Source organism: Amycolatopsis aidingensis, from assembly GCF_018885265.1.
GTDB lineage: Bacteria > Actinomycetota > Actinomycetes > Mycobacteriales > Pseudonocardiaceae > Amycolatopsis > Amycolatopsis aidingensis.
Genome location: NZ_CP076538.1, coordinates 1,277,891 through 1,291,086 on the forward strand (window position 1 = coordinate 1,277,891; position 13,196 = coordinate 1,291,086).

At 68.4% G+C, this 13,196-nt stretch carries 14 protein-coding genes; 4 read left to right on the forward strand and 10 right to left on the reverse strand.

Going from position 1 to position 13,196, the window contains the following annotated elements:
• Positions 1-49: 49 nt before the first annotated feature.
• On the forward strand, positions 50-1,075 hold the full coding sequence (locus KOI47_RS06270) for a LacI family DNA-binding transcriptional regulator (RefSeq protein WP_216214779.1): 1,026 nt from the start codon (positions 50-52) through the stop codon (positions 1,073-1,075).
• A gap of 105 nt (positions 1,076-1,180) precedes the next feature.
• Positions 1,181-1,687, forward strand: a complete 507-nt coding sequence (locus tag KOI47_RS06275) for a carbohydrate ABC transporter permease (protein WP_216214781.1) — start codon at positions 1,181-1,183, stop codon at positions 1,685-1,687.
• A 448-nt stretch (positions 1,688-2,135) separates the two neighbouring features.
• Here KOI47_RS06275 and KOI47_RS06280 read toward each other — a convergent pair whose 3' ends face one another.
• Both KOI47_RS06280 and KOI47_RS06285 read right to left on the reverse strand, forming a co-directional pair.
• Complete coding sequence (locus KOI47_RS06280; protein WP_216214783.1) at positions 2,136-2,579, reverse strand: STAS domain-containing protein; 444 nt, start codon at positions 2,577-2,579, stop codon at positions 2,136-2,138.
• Between the two features lie 251 nt (positions 2,580-2,830).
• Positions 2,831-2,998 carry a hypothetical protein gene (locus KOI47_RS06285; RefSeq protein ID WP_216214785.1) on the reverse strand — a complete coding sequence of 56 codons (168 nt, stop codon included), beginning with the start codon at positions 2,996-2,998 and terminating at the stop codon, positions 2,831-2,833.
• Positions 2,999-3,754: 756 nt separating this feature from the next.
• On the opposite strand from KOI47_RS06285, the gene KOI47_RS06290 reads away from it, so the two are divergent.
• Complete coding sequence (locus KOI47_RS06290) at positions 3,755-5,524, forward strand: sensor histidine kinase (RefSeq protein ID WP_216214787.1); 1,770 nt, start codon at positions 3,755-3,757, stop codon at positions 5,522-5,524.
• Positions 5,525-5,904: 380 nt separating this feature from the next.
• Here KOI47_RS06290 and KOI47_RS06295 read toward each other — a convergent pair whose 3' ends face one another.
• The 5 genes from KOI47_RS06295 to KOI47_RS06315 all read right to left on the reverse strand — a co-directional run bounded on the left by KOI47_RS06295 (position 5,905) and on the right by KOI47_RS06315 (position 9,478).
• On the reverse strand, positions 5,905-6,618 hold the full coding sequence (locus KOI47_RS06295; protein WP_216214789.1) for an anti-sigma factor family protein: 714 nt from the start codon (positions 6,616-6,618) through the stop codon (positions 5,905-5,907).
• Positions 6,608-7,123, reverse strand: a complete 516-nt coding sequence (locus tag KOI47_RS06300; RefSeq protein WP_216214791.1) for an RNA polymerase sigma factor — start codon at positions 7,121-7,123, stop codon at positions 6,608-6,610. The genes KOI47_RS06295 and KOI47_RS06300 overlap by 11 nt, the downstream gene beginning before the upstream one ends.
• A 10-nt stretch (positions 7,124-7,133) precedes the next feature.
• On the reverse strand, positions 7,134-7,643 hold the full coding sequence (locus KOI47_RS06305; RefSeq protein ID WP_216214793.1) for a hypothetical protein: 510 nt from the start codon (positions 7,641-7,643) through the stop codon (positions 7,134-7,136).
• A gap of 105 nt (positions 7,644-7,748) precedes the next feature.
• Positions 7,749-9,194, reverse strand: coding sequence for a dihydrolipoyl dehydrogenase family protein (locus KOI47_RS06310; RefSeq protein ID WP_232376570.1), 1,446 nt, complete (start codon positions 9,192-9,194; stop codon positions 7,749-7,751).
• Positions 9,191-9,478, reverse strand: coding sequence for a DUF427 domain-containing protein (locus tag KOI47_RS06315; protein ID WP_216214798.1), 288 nt, complete (start codon positions 9,476-9,478; stop codon positions 9,191-9,193). The genes KOI47_RS06310 and KOI47_RS06315 overlap by 4 nt, the downstream gene beginning before the upstream one ends.
• Positions 9,479-9,597: 119 nt before the next feature.
• Between KOI47_RS06315 and KOI47_RS06320 the strand changes: the two genes are divergently transcribed.
• Positions 9,598-10,338 carry a Crp/Fnr family transcriptional regulator gene (locus KOI47_RS06320; RefSeq protein ID WP_216214799.1) on the forward strand — a complete coding sequence of 247 codons (741 nt, stop codon included), beginning with the start codon at positions 9,598-9,600 and terminating at the stop codon, positions 10,336-10,338.
• Between the two features lie 46 nt (positions 10,339-10,384).
• Here KOI47_RS06320 and KOI47_RS06325 read toward each other — a convergent pair whose 3' ends face one another.
• From KOI47_RS06325 to KOI47_RS06335, 3 genes are all read right to left on the reverse strand, one after another.
• On the reverse strand, positions 10,385-10,768 hold the full coding sequence (locus KOI47_RS06325) for a hypothetical protein (RefSeq protein ID WP_216214800.1): 384 nt from the start codon (positions 10,766-10,768) through the stop codon (positions 10,385-10,387).
• A 116-nt stretch (positions 10,769-10,884) separates the two neighbouring features.
• Positions 10,885-12,012 (reverse strand): aminotransferase class I/II-fold pyridoxal phosphate-dependent enzyme, encoded by a 1,128-nt coding sequence (locus tag KOI47_RS06330; protein ID WP_216214801.1) that lies wholly within the window; start codon positions 12,010-12,012, stop codon positions 10,885-10,887.
• A gap of 14 nt (positions 12,013-12,026) precedes the next feature.
• A complete protein-coding gene (locus KOI47_RS06335) occupies positions 12,027-12,980 on the reverse strand; it encodes a fatty acid desaturase family protein (protein WP_216214802.1) in 954 nt (317 codons plus the stop codon).
• Positions 12,981-13,196: the final 216 nt, after the last annotated feature.

A 13,196-nucleotide genomic window follows, 5' to 3' on the forward strand; every position in this document is an offset into this window, starting at 1 on the left:
CGTTCGACACTCCGGTCGAAGCGATTCGATACAGGCAGGATGGCGCATCGTGGCCAAGATCGAGGACGTGGCCCGGCACGCGGGCGTTGCCCCGAGCACGGTCTCGTACGTACTCAGCGGCAAGCGGTCGATTTCTGAGCGGACTCGGCAACGCGTGCTGCGGAGCATCAAGGTGCTCGGGTACCACCCGCATGCCGGGGCGCGGTCGCTGGCGAGCAACCGCTCCAATGTGGTCGCACTGGTCGTCCCGCTGCGGGCCGGTATCCACGTTCCGGTCATCATGCAGTTCGCCACCTCGGTAGTCACCGCAGCGCGTGGCTACGACCACGACGTCCTCCTGCTGACCCAGGACGAGGGAGTCAACGGACTGCGGCGGGTCGCCGGAACGGCACTGGTCGACGCGATCATCGTGATGGACGTCGAGCTGCACGACCCGCGGATTCCGGTGCTGCGGACGTTGCAGCGACCCGCCGTGCTGATTGGTTTCCCGGCCGACGCGGACGGGCTGACCTGCATCGATCTCGACTTCACCGCGGCGGGTGCCGCCTGCGTCGACCACCTGGCCGCGCTGGGCCACCGGCGTATCGGGCTGGTGGGTTCCCCGCCCGAGGTCTACGAGCGGGAGACCGGGTTCGCGCGACGCACCCTGACCGGCTTCACCAGGGCCGCGGCGGCGCACGGCATCGCCACCAGCGTGCATCCCTGTGAGGCGACTCCGGCCGCGGCCAGGCGGGTCGCCGCCGAGCTGCTGCGGGAACACCCGGACCTCACCGGTGTCGTCGTGCACAACGAACCCATCGTCGACCCGCTGCTGGCCGCGTTCCGGGAGGAGGGCCGTACGGTACCGGATGATCTCTCGGTCGTAGCCATCTGCCCGGACGAGGTCGCCGAGCGCACGTCTCCGGGGCTGACCTCGGTGGCCATCCTGGCGGACGAGGTCGGCCGCCAGGCGGTCGACCTGCTGATGACCAAGTTGAGCGGAGAACAGGTACCCAGCGCCACGTTGCTCCAGCCCCGGCTCACCCAGCGAAAGAGCAGCGGCACCCCCAACGGGGAGACCCGGCGAAGGGCGTAACGGACAACTGCAGAACAGGGCACATCCGGCGGCCCGTTGTTGAAGCGCTTCGACTGTGATTCGACGACGTTCGACGGAACCGCCGAACCATTGAGAGGAACAACGATGTTCAAGCGAGGAGGGCCGCTGTCGCAGATTCTCACCCTGATTCCGACGTACGTGCTGTTCGCCAGGGTGGGACTGGTCAACACGTACTGGCCATGGGTGATGTGGGGCCTCGCGGCATCACCGTTCCTGGTGCTCTTGTTCCGCCAGTTCTTCGCCGCTATCCTCGCCGAGCTGGAAGAGGTGGCGATCATCGACGGTTGCGGGTACGGACGGATATTCCTGCGGATTTTCCTGCCGTTGTCCCGGCCCGTGCTCATGACTTCCTTTCTGCCCTCGTTCACCTGGAACTGGGCGATTACGTCGCGCCTGCCCTCTTTCTCGACCCGACCACACCACACTGTCGGTCGCTTTTGCCGCGTTCTACCTCGACCCCCGCATGGCAACCCGGACTCCACGTTGCAGGCGGCCGCAGCCACCCTGTACGTGGTGCCCGTCCTGGTAATCTTCCTGTTCGCGCAGCGCTACTTCATCCGCGGCGTCGCCAGTTCGGGCTTGAAAGGCTGACATCACATCAGCGTGTGAATTAACCGTGGCCGGACATGCTCGGCCGCGGGCGGGGATGCTGGCAGCCGCCATGCCCGCAGCCCTCGCCTCCGGGGTCGACTGCGCGACGTCGCTCGTCCAGCGTCGGGGTGAGCTCGTCCCCGCACACGGATCCTCGGCGCGGTCCTCAATCTTGCCGGCCGCGTTGATGATCAGCTCCTTTCCTGCGGTATAGGATGGACACACCACCACCGGACCGTCGTCCGCTGTGGCGTCCCAGGTGTCCAGGCTGTCGGAGATGCAGTGCGCGAACACAACGGTCAGCGGCGGGAACTGGCCAGGCGGCGGACCGCTGCCCGGTGTTAGAGGGAGTCCAGCCAAGGGCCTTCGTTGGCCTTCAATTGGAACAGTTCCAGTGGAACTTCGTCTGCGCTTACTTTGGGCCAGGGCCGACGATGATGGAGGTGGGTCACGCTGGCTGCTGCGCCGTGCTGATGCTGTGGTCCGGTGAGAGCTGCCGGTCTAGGCCGGTGGCCGTGAACGCCCGGGTCACGCAATGGTTCTGTCCGGTTACCACTCTCAGCACGATGCCGCGTTGTTCGGCCCGCATCTTCGCGTGGGCGAGCACGGCTAGGCCGGATACGGCGAAAAAATCCAATCCGGACAGATCGATGATGAGCAGATGCAGCGTGCCGTTCAGGCGGCAGCCGAGCAATTCGGCGAACTGTGGTGTGGTCAGCATATCCAGCTCACCCCAGGCCCTGACGACGGCGGTGCTGGGGCTGGGCCACTCCACCTTCATTCTCAGCACTGACGGCGAGGTCTTCTGTGCGGTGCCGTTCGCCGGGCGCGGCCGGGGCACCTGATCTTCGGCGATGTGGGTGACCGATGATGCTGCCGTGTCTACGGTCATGTGTCTTCCTCTTCTGCTGCCGAGGGGTCGCGCTGGGTGGGCTTGTTCCTCGTCGGACCACCACCACGTAGCGCTCTTGTGCGCACGCCGGGTCCGTAAGCACGGCTCCTTCATGTTGTTCCGAAACACGTGATCGGCCGCTCTCGATGACTGGCACACCCGCATCGGAGCGGGGACGGCAATTCACTAGCTGTGCGGTGTTGGCGCTGGACCGCCGCACGTGCGCCGGCCACTCTCCGCCGTCCCCGCGCTCACCAGGGCATCATCAGCGGGCGCAGGTCGGTGTGTGGTGGCTTCTGGAGGGCTGCGCGCAACTGTTGCGGCGCCAGGCGCGCCCGCTCACCCAGCCTTGGCGTGATCGTTCCCGCACGCGGCGACCAGGCAGGGCGGCCCATGGTCCCGGTGTCGATCTCTGGCATCGCAATCGCTCCAGCCGTCTCCTGTCAATCCAGGTTGTCGGATTGCAGGTGTCCAACACCGGGGTCTGGAGCGCCACGGCACCTACGTACGCCCGGCCGGTCCTCTGCCCGGCTCGGCACGTCACCAGGCTTTCTACGGTAGACCACCATTGCGGTTTATGCCACAGGGCTGTCGTGGGAGCGATCTTGACCGCGGCTACGGTCTTCGATACGCCTGCCGCGCCACCACAGGCACATCCGATTATGCGGGAGCGTGCTCGCTTGGCCGGCTGGGTCCCTGCGGGATCAGCGACCGCGGTACGACCACGCGACAGTCGACACATGATTGTGGCAACGCGGGCGGGCCGGGTGACGGATTGTCTGGTGTTCACCGAGTGCGCCGCTGCGGTTGGTGGACGCAGCGGCAGTCAGCGGCTTATGGTAGGTGTTCTCCCGGCCGTCCGTGCCGTGAGAGTGCAGGTGCGGGGCGGCCTGTGAGCAGGATGCGCCGTCCCAGTCCCCGGCGAGTGGTATCCACGACCTGAGCATTGTGTCGATGGTGTGGAGGCTCTCGATGTCTGTGACGTACTATCGGGTCCACCGTGCCTGGGTGGCCGAGCAGTTGTGGTTCGGGCGGTTGTGCCGGGCCAGCGCCCGGCCGCGCATGGGCAACGTCCCCTTGTGGCGGGTCGCCGCGCATGCCCGCTTATCCCCGCGGCATCTGATCCGTGTGCTAGCTGTGTCCGGCCCGGCCCCGCGCGGGAATGGGGCAAGGCGATGAGCACGAGCACATCCGGCGCAGCGGGCACCTCCCATCGCGATACCGATGTTGCTGATGACCCGGTGGTGTCGTTACGGGGCACGATGTCGCAGTTGCGATTGCGGGAGTTGCTGGGTGAGGTGCAGGACCGGATCGATCAGCTGGTCGATACCCGGGATCAGATGGACGGACTGATGGAGGCGATGCTCGCCGTAGCGGGCGGGTTGGAGCTGGACGCGACACTGCGGCGGATCGTGCAGGCGGCGATCAACCTGGTCGACTGCCGCTACGGCGCGCTGGGAGTGCTCAACACCGACGGCGATGGGCTGGCCGAGTTCGTCTACGAGGGCATCGACGAGCAGGCCCGGCAGTGGATCGGGCACCTGCCCCAAGGACACGGCTTGTTGGGGTTGCTGATCGAGCAGCCGAAACCGGTCCGGCTGGACGTGCTGGCTCACCATCCGGCCTCAACGGGGTTCCCCGCACACCACCCGCCGATGGGGACCTTTCTCGGGGTACCGGTCCGGGTGCGCGAGGAGGTGTTCGGCAACCTCTACCTCACCGAGAAGAATGGAGACCAGGCCTTCACCGGCGACGACGAGGTCGTGGTCCAGGCGCTGGCCGCGGCCGCCGGGGTCGCGATCGAGAACGCCCGCCTGTATGAGGACTCCCGATCGCGGCAGCGATGGCAGGAAGCAACCAGCGAGATCCGCGCCGAGCTACTGGCCGCTACCGACCCCGCCGACGTGCTGCACCTGATCGCCAACCGGGCCCTGGGTCTCACCGGCGCCGACTACGCGTTCATCGCCCAGCCCTCGGCCCTCGACGTCCCCTCCGAGGAAGTCACCGACCTGGTGGTCACCGCCAGCGCGGGGCCGCACGCCGACGACATCACCGGGCGGAGTATCCCGGTCCTTGGCACTGCGTGCGGCGCGGCGCTGCGTGCGGCCGCCGCTTGCCAGGTTCCGGCATTGACCGGCGATCTTTCCTCCGGTGAGATCGGGATGGACCCGGGGCCCGCGCTGGTGCTGCCGCTGCGGACGTCGGCGAAATCGGTGTCCGGTGTGCTGGTCGCGGTCCGCTCGGCCGGTGCGGCGCCGTTCGACGCCCGCCACCTGCCCCTGGCGGAAGCCTTCGCCGACCAGGCCGCACTGGCCTTGCAACTGGCCGACGACCAGCACCGTATGCACGAAGTCGAGATGGTCGGCGATCGCGACCGGATCGCCCGGGAACTGCATGACCACGTGATCCAGCGCCTGTTCGCCCTCGGCCTTGGCATGCAGGGCACCCGGGCCCGGACCCGGGTGCCTGAGGTGCAGCGGCGGCTGACCGAGCATGTCGACGACGCGCAGGCCATCATCGCCGACATCCATACCGCGATCTTCAACCTGCACGGCGACCCCACGGGCACCACGCGGCTGCGGAAACGACTGCACGACGCCATCGCCGAACTTACCGGTGGTACCGCTCTGCGCTCGGTCTTGCACGTGTCCGGTTCCCTCAACGTCGTATCGGCGAGGCTGGCCGAGCAGGCCGAAGCCGTGGTCCGCGAAGCGCTGACCAACACCGTCCGCCATGCCCACGCCGACACGGTCACCATCACCGTCTCGGTCGCCGACAATCTGGTCGTCGACGTCACCGACGACGGGGACGGCATTCCCGGCGGGGTCGTCCGCAGCGGACTGCGCAACCTCCGCGAACGTGCCGACCAGGCGAGCGGCGCCATGACCGTGGACACCGCGCCCGAGGGCGGTACCCGCCTGGTCTGGGCCGCTCCGGTGACCTGAGGCTCCCTGCGGAGCAGCCGCCGGTGGCCGTGTCGGGCCATGTCAGAAACCGCTGCCCGAGCGTGCCGGGCGGCGTGGACAGCTGTGACCCACGGCCAGGGTACGACCGGTTCACCCGTTTGCCCAGTACTTCCGGTGCCAGCACGCCGAACTCGACCACAGTCTCGACCAGATCCTGGCCGGAACGGATCGTCAACGCCGACAGTGGATCGGCAGCGTAATAATCCGCGTCGGCCGCGTGTCAGCGAACCTTCTCGGGAATTAAACGCAGCACGGAAACGACACTGGTGAAGATCGTCGCCAGGTTCTGCTGACAACGATTATCAGGCCGACGAGGTGAAACGTAACCCGAAGCCGTGGTCACCCGGATCCGCCGGTCATCAGGTACTCCCGTGGGTGATGCCGAGGGTTTTTCCGGCGGTGAGGGCGTCGGTGCGGTTGGGGGCGATGGCGAGCCAGGAGGTTCCCGGGGTGTCGGCGCAGAGCATGGTGGTGCCGTCCAGGTCGGCGATCCAGCTGGGGGCGGGGGTGATGTCGCTGGCGTCCGGGGCACGGGGGAAGGGCCGGGTGGAGGTGAGGACGAGCAGTTTGCGGGTGGGCTGGGCGGTGTAGGTGTGGATGGTGGCCGGGATGCCGCCGAGCGTGGCGTTGCTGGAGCCTCGCCAGGTGTAGTCGGCGATCCGCCGCAGGGGTGGGGTGGTGCCGGGGGAAGGTTGGGGAGTGGCGGAGTGGTAGAGGTCGGCGGCCGCGGCCAGGGGCGTCGGCTGGCTGGGGGAGCCGCTGGGGAGGAGCAGCATGAGGAGGGCGATGGCGGCCGCGGCGGTCAGCAGCAGGGACGGTGGCTGGTTGCGACGCCGCGGCGAGGGCGCGGGGGGTGCCGCCGGGGGGAGGGTGGCGATGGCCCGGATGCGCTCACGCAGCACCGGCGGGGCGGTTTCCCGCAGGGATTCGGCGAGCAGGCGGCCGGCACGGGCGTCGTGGGTTTCCCGCCAGCAGGTCTCGCAGGTCAGCAGGTGCTGTTCGAACTGGTTCTGCTGGTGCGCGGTGAGTTCGCCCGCGAGGTAGGCCGCGAACCGTTCGGGGTCATGGTGCATGGCGGTTCACCTTTCGCACGGATTCGGCCAGCCGTTTGCGGCCCCGGTGGACGCGGGCGAGCACGGTGCCGCGGGGTGCGCCGGTGATGCCGGCGACCTCGGCGGCGGTGAACCCGCACAGGTCCATCAGCGTGATCGCTATGCGCTGCTCCTCGGGCAGGCCACGCAGGGCGGCGTCGACCACGGCGTGGTCCAGCCTGCCGAGTACTTCCGCCTCCACATCCACTGTGCCCGGCGGGTCGAATGCCTCGTCCCAGCGGGCTTCGTAGCGGGTGCTGGCGCGGCCGAGGCGGTCCCGGTTCAGGTTGAGGCAGATCGTGGCCAGCCAGGGTTCCACCCGCGCGGGGCGACGCTGGTCCTGCCAGGCCACCCATGCCCGCGTGTAGGTTTCCTGTACCAGGTCCTCGGCATCGGACCGGCTCGTGGTCAGCCGCCGGGCCAGGTTGTGCACCAGGTCGGCCGCGGGCATGGTGGCCTGAAGGAACTCCTCCCCGTGTTCGGGCATCGGCCCGCCGTCACCGGGTCTGTGCTTGCCGCCGCGGCGCGCGGAGGGAGGCGAATGCCTCGTCCTTCCGTACGCCGGAGCCATAGAAGAAGAATGACAGGATCGTGCCGAACACGATATGCGCGAACAACTCGAATGGTTGGTTCGCGTTCTGGAAAACCGGGAACACCAATGACGCGAGCACCAGGAAGTTCACCACGTACAGCAGTCCACCGTAGAGGGTGCCTGCCAGCGCGACCGTGCCGTTGGTGGCCAGCATCGGCACGACGAGTGCGAACACCAGGCCGAAGGCGACGGACAGGACCAGGTGCGTCGCCACACCGAGGCCGATGCTGGTGGTACCGGCCGCCATGGCGTCGCTGCCCTTGACGATGGTGGACATCATCCGCAGCGGCATTTCGGCCTTGCCGTCCGGCATGGTGCTGGCGAACCACATCGTGACACCGGCGAACACCGCCCCCGAGGCGAGCCCGCCGACACCCCCGCGTACCAGCCGTCCCAGCACGGGTTCCGTAGGCATGATGGGCACCTTCCCTTCTTCGCGGAACGCACGCTTGCTACCCCTACGGACGGAGGAGCCCACCCGGTGATTGCACCGGACAGTGCATACGGTGAGGCGGCGCGGTCACCGGTTCCGGGTGCCCGGTACGGCTGTCCGGCGCAGCCGCGCCAGTGCCCGCAGGGCGGGTTTGCGCAGGGTTTGCTGTGCCTGGGCTACCGCGATGTTCCACACCCCGTCGGTCCAGGCCGGGTAGGGGTGTACCACGGAGCTCAGCTCGCGTAGCCGTCCCCGCCTGGCGACGAGTCCGGCCAGTTCGGCGATCATCTCCCCGGCGCGGGGCGCGATGATGGTCGCCCCGAGGACCCTGGCCTTGTTGTCGAGGACGATGTGGGTGTGGCCGCCGGTCGCGTCCTCGGTGATCGCGCGGTCCAGGTGTTCGTGTTCCAGCACGCGGGTACAGACATGGCTGCCATGCCGTCGGCGGGCTTGCTGCTCGGTCAACCCGACGTGCGCGATTTCGGGGTCGGTGAAGGTCACCCGGGGCATGGTGTCGTGGTCGATCCGCCGGAGCGGGGCGAGCAGGGCGTTGGTGGCGGCGATGCTGCCGTGCGTTCCCGCGACATGGGTGAACAGCAGCGCGCCGATGACATCGCCCGCGGCGTAGATGCGGGGGTTGCTGGTGCGCAGCTTGGCGTCCACCACGACGTGGCCCCGCTGGTCGAGGGTGACGCCCGCGGTGTCCAGGCCGAGCCCCGTGGTGCCGGGGCGCCGCCCGGTGGCCACGAGTACCCGGTCGGCGGCGATGGTGTCGGTTCCGGCGGGGCCGTCGGTGCTCAGCCGTACCGTCGCGGCGTCCTGGGTGGCCCCGGTGACGGTGGTGGAGGTCAGGACCCGGATGCCTTCCTGGCTCAATGCCTCGGACAGGGTGGTGCCTGCCCGGGGTTCCTCGCGGGGCAGCACCCGGTCGGCGGCCTCGATGATCGTCACTTCGGCGCCGAGGCGGGAGAGGGCCTGGCCGAGTTCGCAGCCGACCGGGCCACCGCCGAGGACGACCAGCCTGCGCGGTAGTTCGGTGAGCTGCCACAGGGTGTCGCTGGTCAGTGGATCGACCTCGGTGAGCCCGGGGACCGGCGGCACAGCGGGGGAGGAGCCGGTGGCCACCACGGCGTGGCGGAACCGTAGCCGTCGCCGGCCCACGTGCACCTCACGCGGTCCGGTGAACACCGCGGTTCCCGGCACCACCTCGGCGCCAGCCGCGGCCAGCGTTTCCGGTGAGTCGGCGGGTTCGGCGCGTTCGATGGCCGTGCGCACGTGCGCCATGACGGTGGGGAAGTCGACCTCGGGTTCGACCGGGGTGATGCCGAACCGGCCGCCGGTGCGCATCCGGTGCGCGGTCGTGGCGGCGGCGATGAGCGACTTGCTCGGGACGCAGCCGGTCCACAGGCAGTCCCCTCCCGGCCTGGCGGCCTCGACCAGCGCCACCTTCGCGCCAAGGCCACCCGCTGTCTTCGCGGCGACGATGCCCGCGGTCCCGCCGCCGACGATCACCAGGTCGTAGGCCCCGGTCACGACCACTCGATGGTGACCGTGCGGTCGAAGGCGACGTGGTTCTTGATACGCCTCGCCAGCGGGCTGGGATGCGGGTAGTACCAGGCGGCGTTCGGCAGGACCGCGTCCTCGGTGGTCAGGTCGTAGTAGCTGGCGACGCCCTTCCACAGGCAGAGCGTTTTGGCCTTGCGCTTGCTGAGGTACTTCGGGCGCACCGACTCGGGAGGGAAGTAGTGGTTGCCCTCTACGCGCACCGTACGGGGCGCCTCGGCCAGTACGGTGCCGTTCCATACCGCGCGCAACATGAAACCCCTTCCTCACGGCCTCGGCCCATTGTGGACCGGAAGGCGCCGGGTGGCGCGAGGAATGTCAGCGTGGTGACAGTTCCCGGGCGGGAGAGTCAGCGAGCTGACACAATCAGGTGATGGATGCGTCCAGGTTGCCCGCTGCGGCGCTGGAGCAGACGATGCGGCTGTTCGGCACGGGACCGGCCGCCGACCTGGCGATCCGGCAGGCGGCCTGGGTGGCGCGCTGTGTCGGCCGCGGCTCCGAGGCCCCCCTCGCCCCGGAAGACCTGGCCGCGCTGGCGACCGGGCTGCACACCAGGGTGTACGAGCGCGGGTCGGTGCTCTTCCGGGGTGGCCTCGCCGCGGAGGGGGTGTGGATCGTGCAGCGCGGCCGGGTGGAGCTGGCGGTCGGGTCGGGCAGGCGGCGCGCGGTCGTGCACGTGCTACGCCCCGGCGACGTCGACGGTGACATCGAGTACCTGCTGGACATGCCGTTGCCCTATACGGCGCGGGGCCTGGACGAGTGCACCGTGCTGTTCCTCGGAGCCACCGACTTCGAGGGTCTGCTGGCGCGGCGACCGCCGATCGCGCGCCGCTGGCTTTCCAGCGTCGCACAGCGGCTGGCGACCAGCCAGCAGCGGATCATCGGGCTGCTCGGCCGGTCGCTGACCGAGCAGGTCGCGCGGCTGCTGCTGGACGAGGCCGCTGGTACCGGCACGGTGCCGCTGCCACAACGCACCCTGGCCGCCATGCTCGGGGTGCAGCGGCCCTCGCTGAACAAGATCCTCAAGGAGTTCGAGCGCACCGGCTGGATCGAGCTGCGCTACGCCAGCATCGCCATCGTCGACCCCAAGGGGCTGGCCGGCGCGGCAGGCTGACCAGGCGACGGCCACCACCCGTGGGGCCTCCGCTGTGCAACTCCGCTCAGGCGAAGGTGCCCAGCCAGGTGGTCATCGCGTACAGGGTCAGGTAGGTGGCCACCGCGATGGCGAGTACGCCCAGCAGCCGCCGGCGCCACCGCCTTATCCCTGCGATACTGCACTGGTCGCGGCGCCGCAGGGCCAGCCAGACCAGCAGGACCAGTACCGCGAGGCCGCCGAGGCGGAACCACCAGGCGTAGTTGTCGTAGAGGTCGGTGGACCATGTGAACGCCGTTCCGGCGCTGACCAGACCGAGCAGCGCCAGCACGGTGGGGCCGACGCAGCACAGGATGCCGACCAGCCCACCGGCCAGCCCCATCCGCCAGACCGGCAGCCGTCGTGACCGGGACTTCCCGGTGCCGGCTGGGGCTTCGCCTGGATGGTCCACGGTCCTCCGCTCGGTCGCTGTGTCCAGTACACCGCGGCCGTGCGCGTTCCGCACGGGAAATGTCACTCGGCTGACACGTTCCGCGTCCACCGTCCCGGTCGCCTTTTGGCGGCTCGCTATACCTTGGCCCTCCGGGTGAGGAACCCATCCAGCCGGTCCAGGGCCTGCGGGAGCGAGGCCCGGCCGAGGCCGATGCGGAACCGGTTGTCGGCCATGTCGAAGATGCTGTCCGGCAGCAGCAGGACGCTCTCCTCGCGGGCGAGGTCGCGCACGAACTCCTCGACCGGGGTGGGCAGCCGCAGGCGCGGGAAGCCCATCATTCCGGCGCGCGGTGGCTCCCAGGCAAAGACACCGGGGTGCTGCTGGAAGAACGATTCGACGTGCGCGAGGTTGTCGAGGATGATCCGCTTGCTGTGGGCGATCAGGTGCTCTCGCGCCCGCAGCGCGATGAGGGACAGGATCTCCGAGGGTGCCGAGGCGCAGACCGTGGTGTAGTCCTTGAGGGTCCGGGTCGCCGCCATCAGTTCGTGGTTGCGGGTGGCCATCCAGCCGACGCGCAGGCCGGCCAGGGGGTAGGCCTTCGACATCACCCCTACGCTGATGGCCTGATCGTCCAGGTCGCACGCCGCCGGAAGCGTCGCCTCGGGTTCGAACTCCAGGTAGCGGTAGACCTCGTCGGAGACGATGGTGATCCCCGCTTCGGTGCCGAGGGCGACCAGGGCCTCGAACTCCGCACGGCTCGGCAGCGCACCGGTCGGGTTGTGCGGGAAGTTGATGAACAACGCGCGGGTGTTCGGCCGGAGCGCGCGGCGGACGGCTTCGAGGTCGAGCCGCCAGCCGCGGTCCGGGTCCAGCGCAACCGGCGTGAACTCGGCACCGACCGCCGGGGCGATGCGGTGCAGTGGCTCGAACGCAGGCCAGATGACCACGGCGTGGTCGCCGGGACCCAGCAGGGCGTTGGTGATGAGGAACAGCGCCTCGGCCGCTCCGCCGCCGCAGACGGTGATGCCGTCGGCTTCGGTTTTGGTGTACTGATCGGCGATCGCCTCGCGCAGTAGCGGGTGCCCTGTGGTCTCGGTGTAGCCGAGTTCCAGCCCTTCCCACAGCGCGAGGGATTCGGAGTCGGCGAGGTCGAGCAGGTCGCGCATGGGATAGCCATCGACGTCCGAGGCGCAAGCCACGTGGTCGACGTCGAACTCCCACTCCCCGAAGAAACGTTCGATCTTGCAGTTCTGGGGAATCACGGTGTGTCGGCTCCTTATCCGGTGCGCTCCGGTTTGCTTTCGTGTAGCAGGGGCCGCCGCCGGTCGAGGAATCCGAGGAGGGCGGGAACCGGGCTGACGATGCGGGGCTGCGCTTCGAGCTTGGCCCGCTGGCGCTCCTTGACCTCTGGCATCCTGGACCAGTGTGTCCCAGGGCTGAGATGGTGCTCCTGGTGGTATCCGTCGTTGAACGTGAGGAAGTTGTACACCCGGTTGTAGTGGCTCACCGAGTCCGAAGCGCGATCCTCCGGGTTCGCGCCGTAGTGCCGGTAGTAGTTCTGCACGTTGACCAGAGTCAGCGCGATGAAGAACGCGGGGAGGTAGCAAAAGACGGTCCACTGCCAGGAAATCGTCGCGAACACGACCAGGGAAAGGCAGTGCGCGGCGCGGTCGGCCTGGACCTGGCGGAGTTCGCGAACCCTTCGCGTTTCCCTGCGTGACGCCAGGGACAGCAGCTTCTCCTCGCCTCGCCCGACCTTCCAGAGGCGCACCGTCGAACCCACATCCTTGACGCGGCCGACGATGGAGTCCACGGCACCGCCGAGGGCATAGGACAGCAGCGGCTCGTGCTGCCCGTTCTTTCCCCTGCGGTACGTGGACGAGGCGTCCCTGGTGGTGCCGTCGGGGCCCTGCCGATCGTTGTTGAAACGGTGGTGGTTCCGGACGTGTGTCAGCTGGTAAGCCTGGACCGACTGGCCGATGTTGACGGAGTTGACCACCGACACCACGGCATTGAGGCGATTGCTGACGAACCAGGGGACATGGGTGAAGAGGTGCGAGACGACGATAATGTTGTACGTCATCATCAACGTGATGAGCACCCCGCCGGCAATCCGGATTGGCAGGGATGCCGTGTCCCAGGTGATGGCCAGGATCGGGGTCACCGCGAACTGCGTCAGACTTATGCCTACGAGGATCGAGTCTTTGGGCGTGTTCTTCCAGATTTTCACTAATGGCCCTCTTCCCAGAAACAGCGGTTCGAGTAGCCACGTGGATGGGGCTTACCCTTGAGCGGCCGATCCGAACGCACCATAGGCGCGAGCACCTCCCCAGCGAACGACTCCGTCGCAATATGCGCGACCGAGTCACACCACGACAGTATGCCAATGAACTGCCTCGTGGTCGAGGACAAGACCAAAAGTCGGCTCTGGAGCGGTTCAGCCTGG

Excerpts from the sequence above, each read along its gene's own strand:
- KOI47_RS06275 (WP_216214781.1), top strand. The coding sequence starts at position 1,181 with ATGTTCAAGCGAGGAGGGCCGCTGTCGCAGATTCTCACCCTGATTCCG.
- KOI47_RS06285 (WP_216214785.1), bottom strand. The coding sequence starts at position 2,998 with ATGCCAGAGATCGACACCGGGACCATGGGCCGCCCTGCCTGGTCGCCG.
- KOI47_RS06290 (WP_216214787.1), top strand. The coding sequence starts at position 3,755 with ATGAGCACGAGCACATCCGGCGCAGCGGGCACCTCCCATCGCGATACC.
- KOI47_RS06280 (WP_216214783.1), bottom strand. The coding sequence starts at position 2,579 with ATGACCGTAGACACGGCAGCATCATCGGTCACCCACATCGCCGAAGAT.
- KOI47_RS06320 (WP_216214799.1), top strand. The coding sequence starts at position 9,598 with ATGGATGCGTCCAGGTTGCCCGCTGCGGCGCTGGAGCAGACGATGCGG.
- KOI47_RS06300 (WP_216214791.1), bottom strand. The coding sequence starts at position 7,123 with ATGCCCGAACACGGGGAGGAGTTCCTTCAGGCCACCATGCCCGCGGCC.
- KOI47_RS06295 (WP_216214789.1), bottom strand. The coding sequence starts at position 6,618 with ATGCACCATGACCCCGAACGGTTCGCGGCCTACCTCGCGGGCGAACTC.
- KOI47_RS06305 (WP_216214793.1), bottom strand. The coding sequence starts at position 7,643 with ATGCCTACGGAACCCGTGCTGGGACGGCTGGTACGCGGGGGTGTCGGC.
- KOI47_RS06315 (WP_216214798.1), bottom strand. The coding sequence starts at position 9,478 with ATGTTGCGCGCGGTATGGAACGGCACCGTACTGGCCGAGGCGCCCCGT.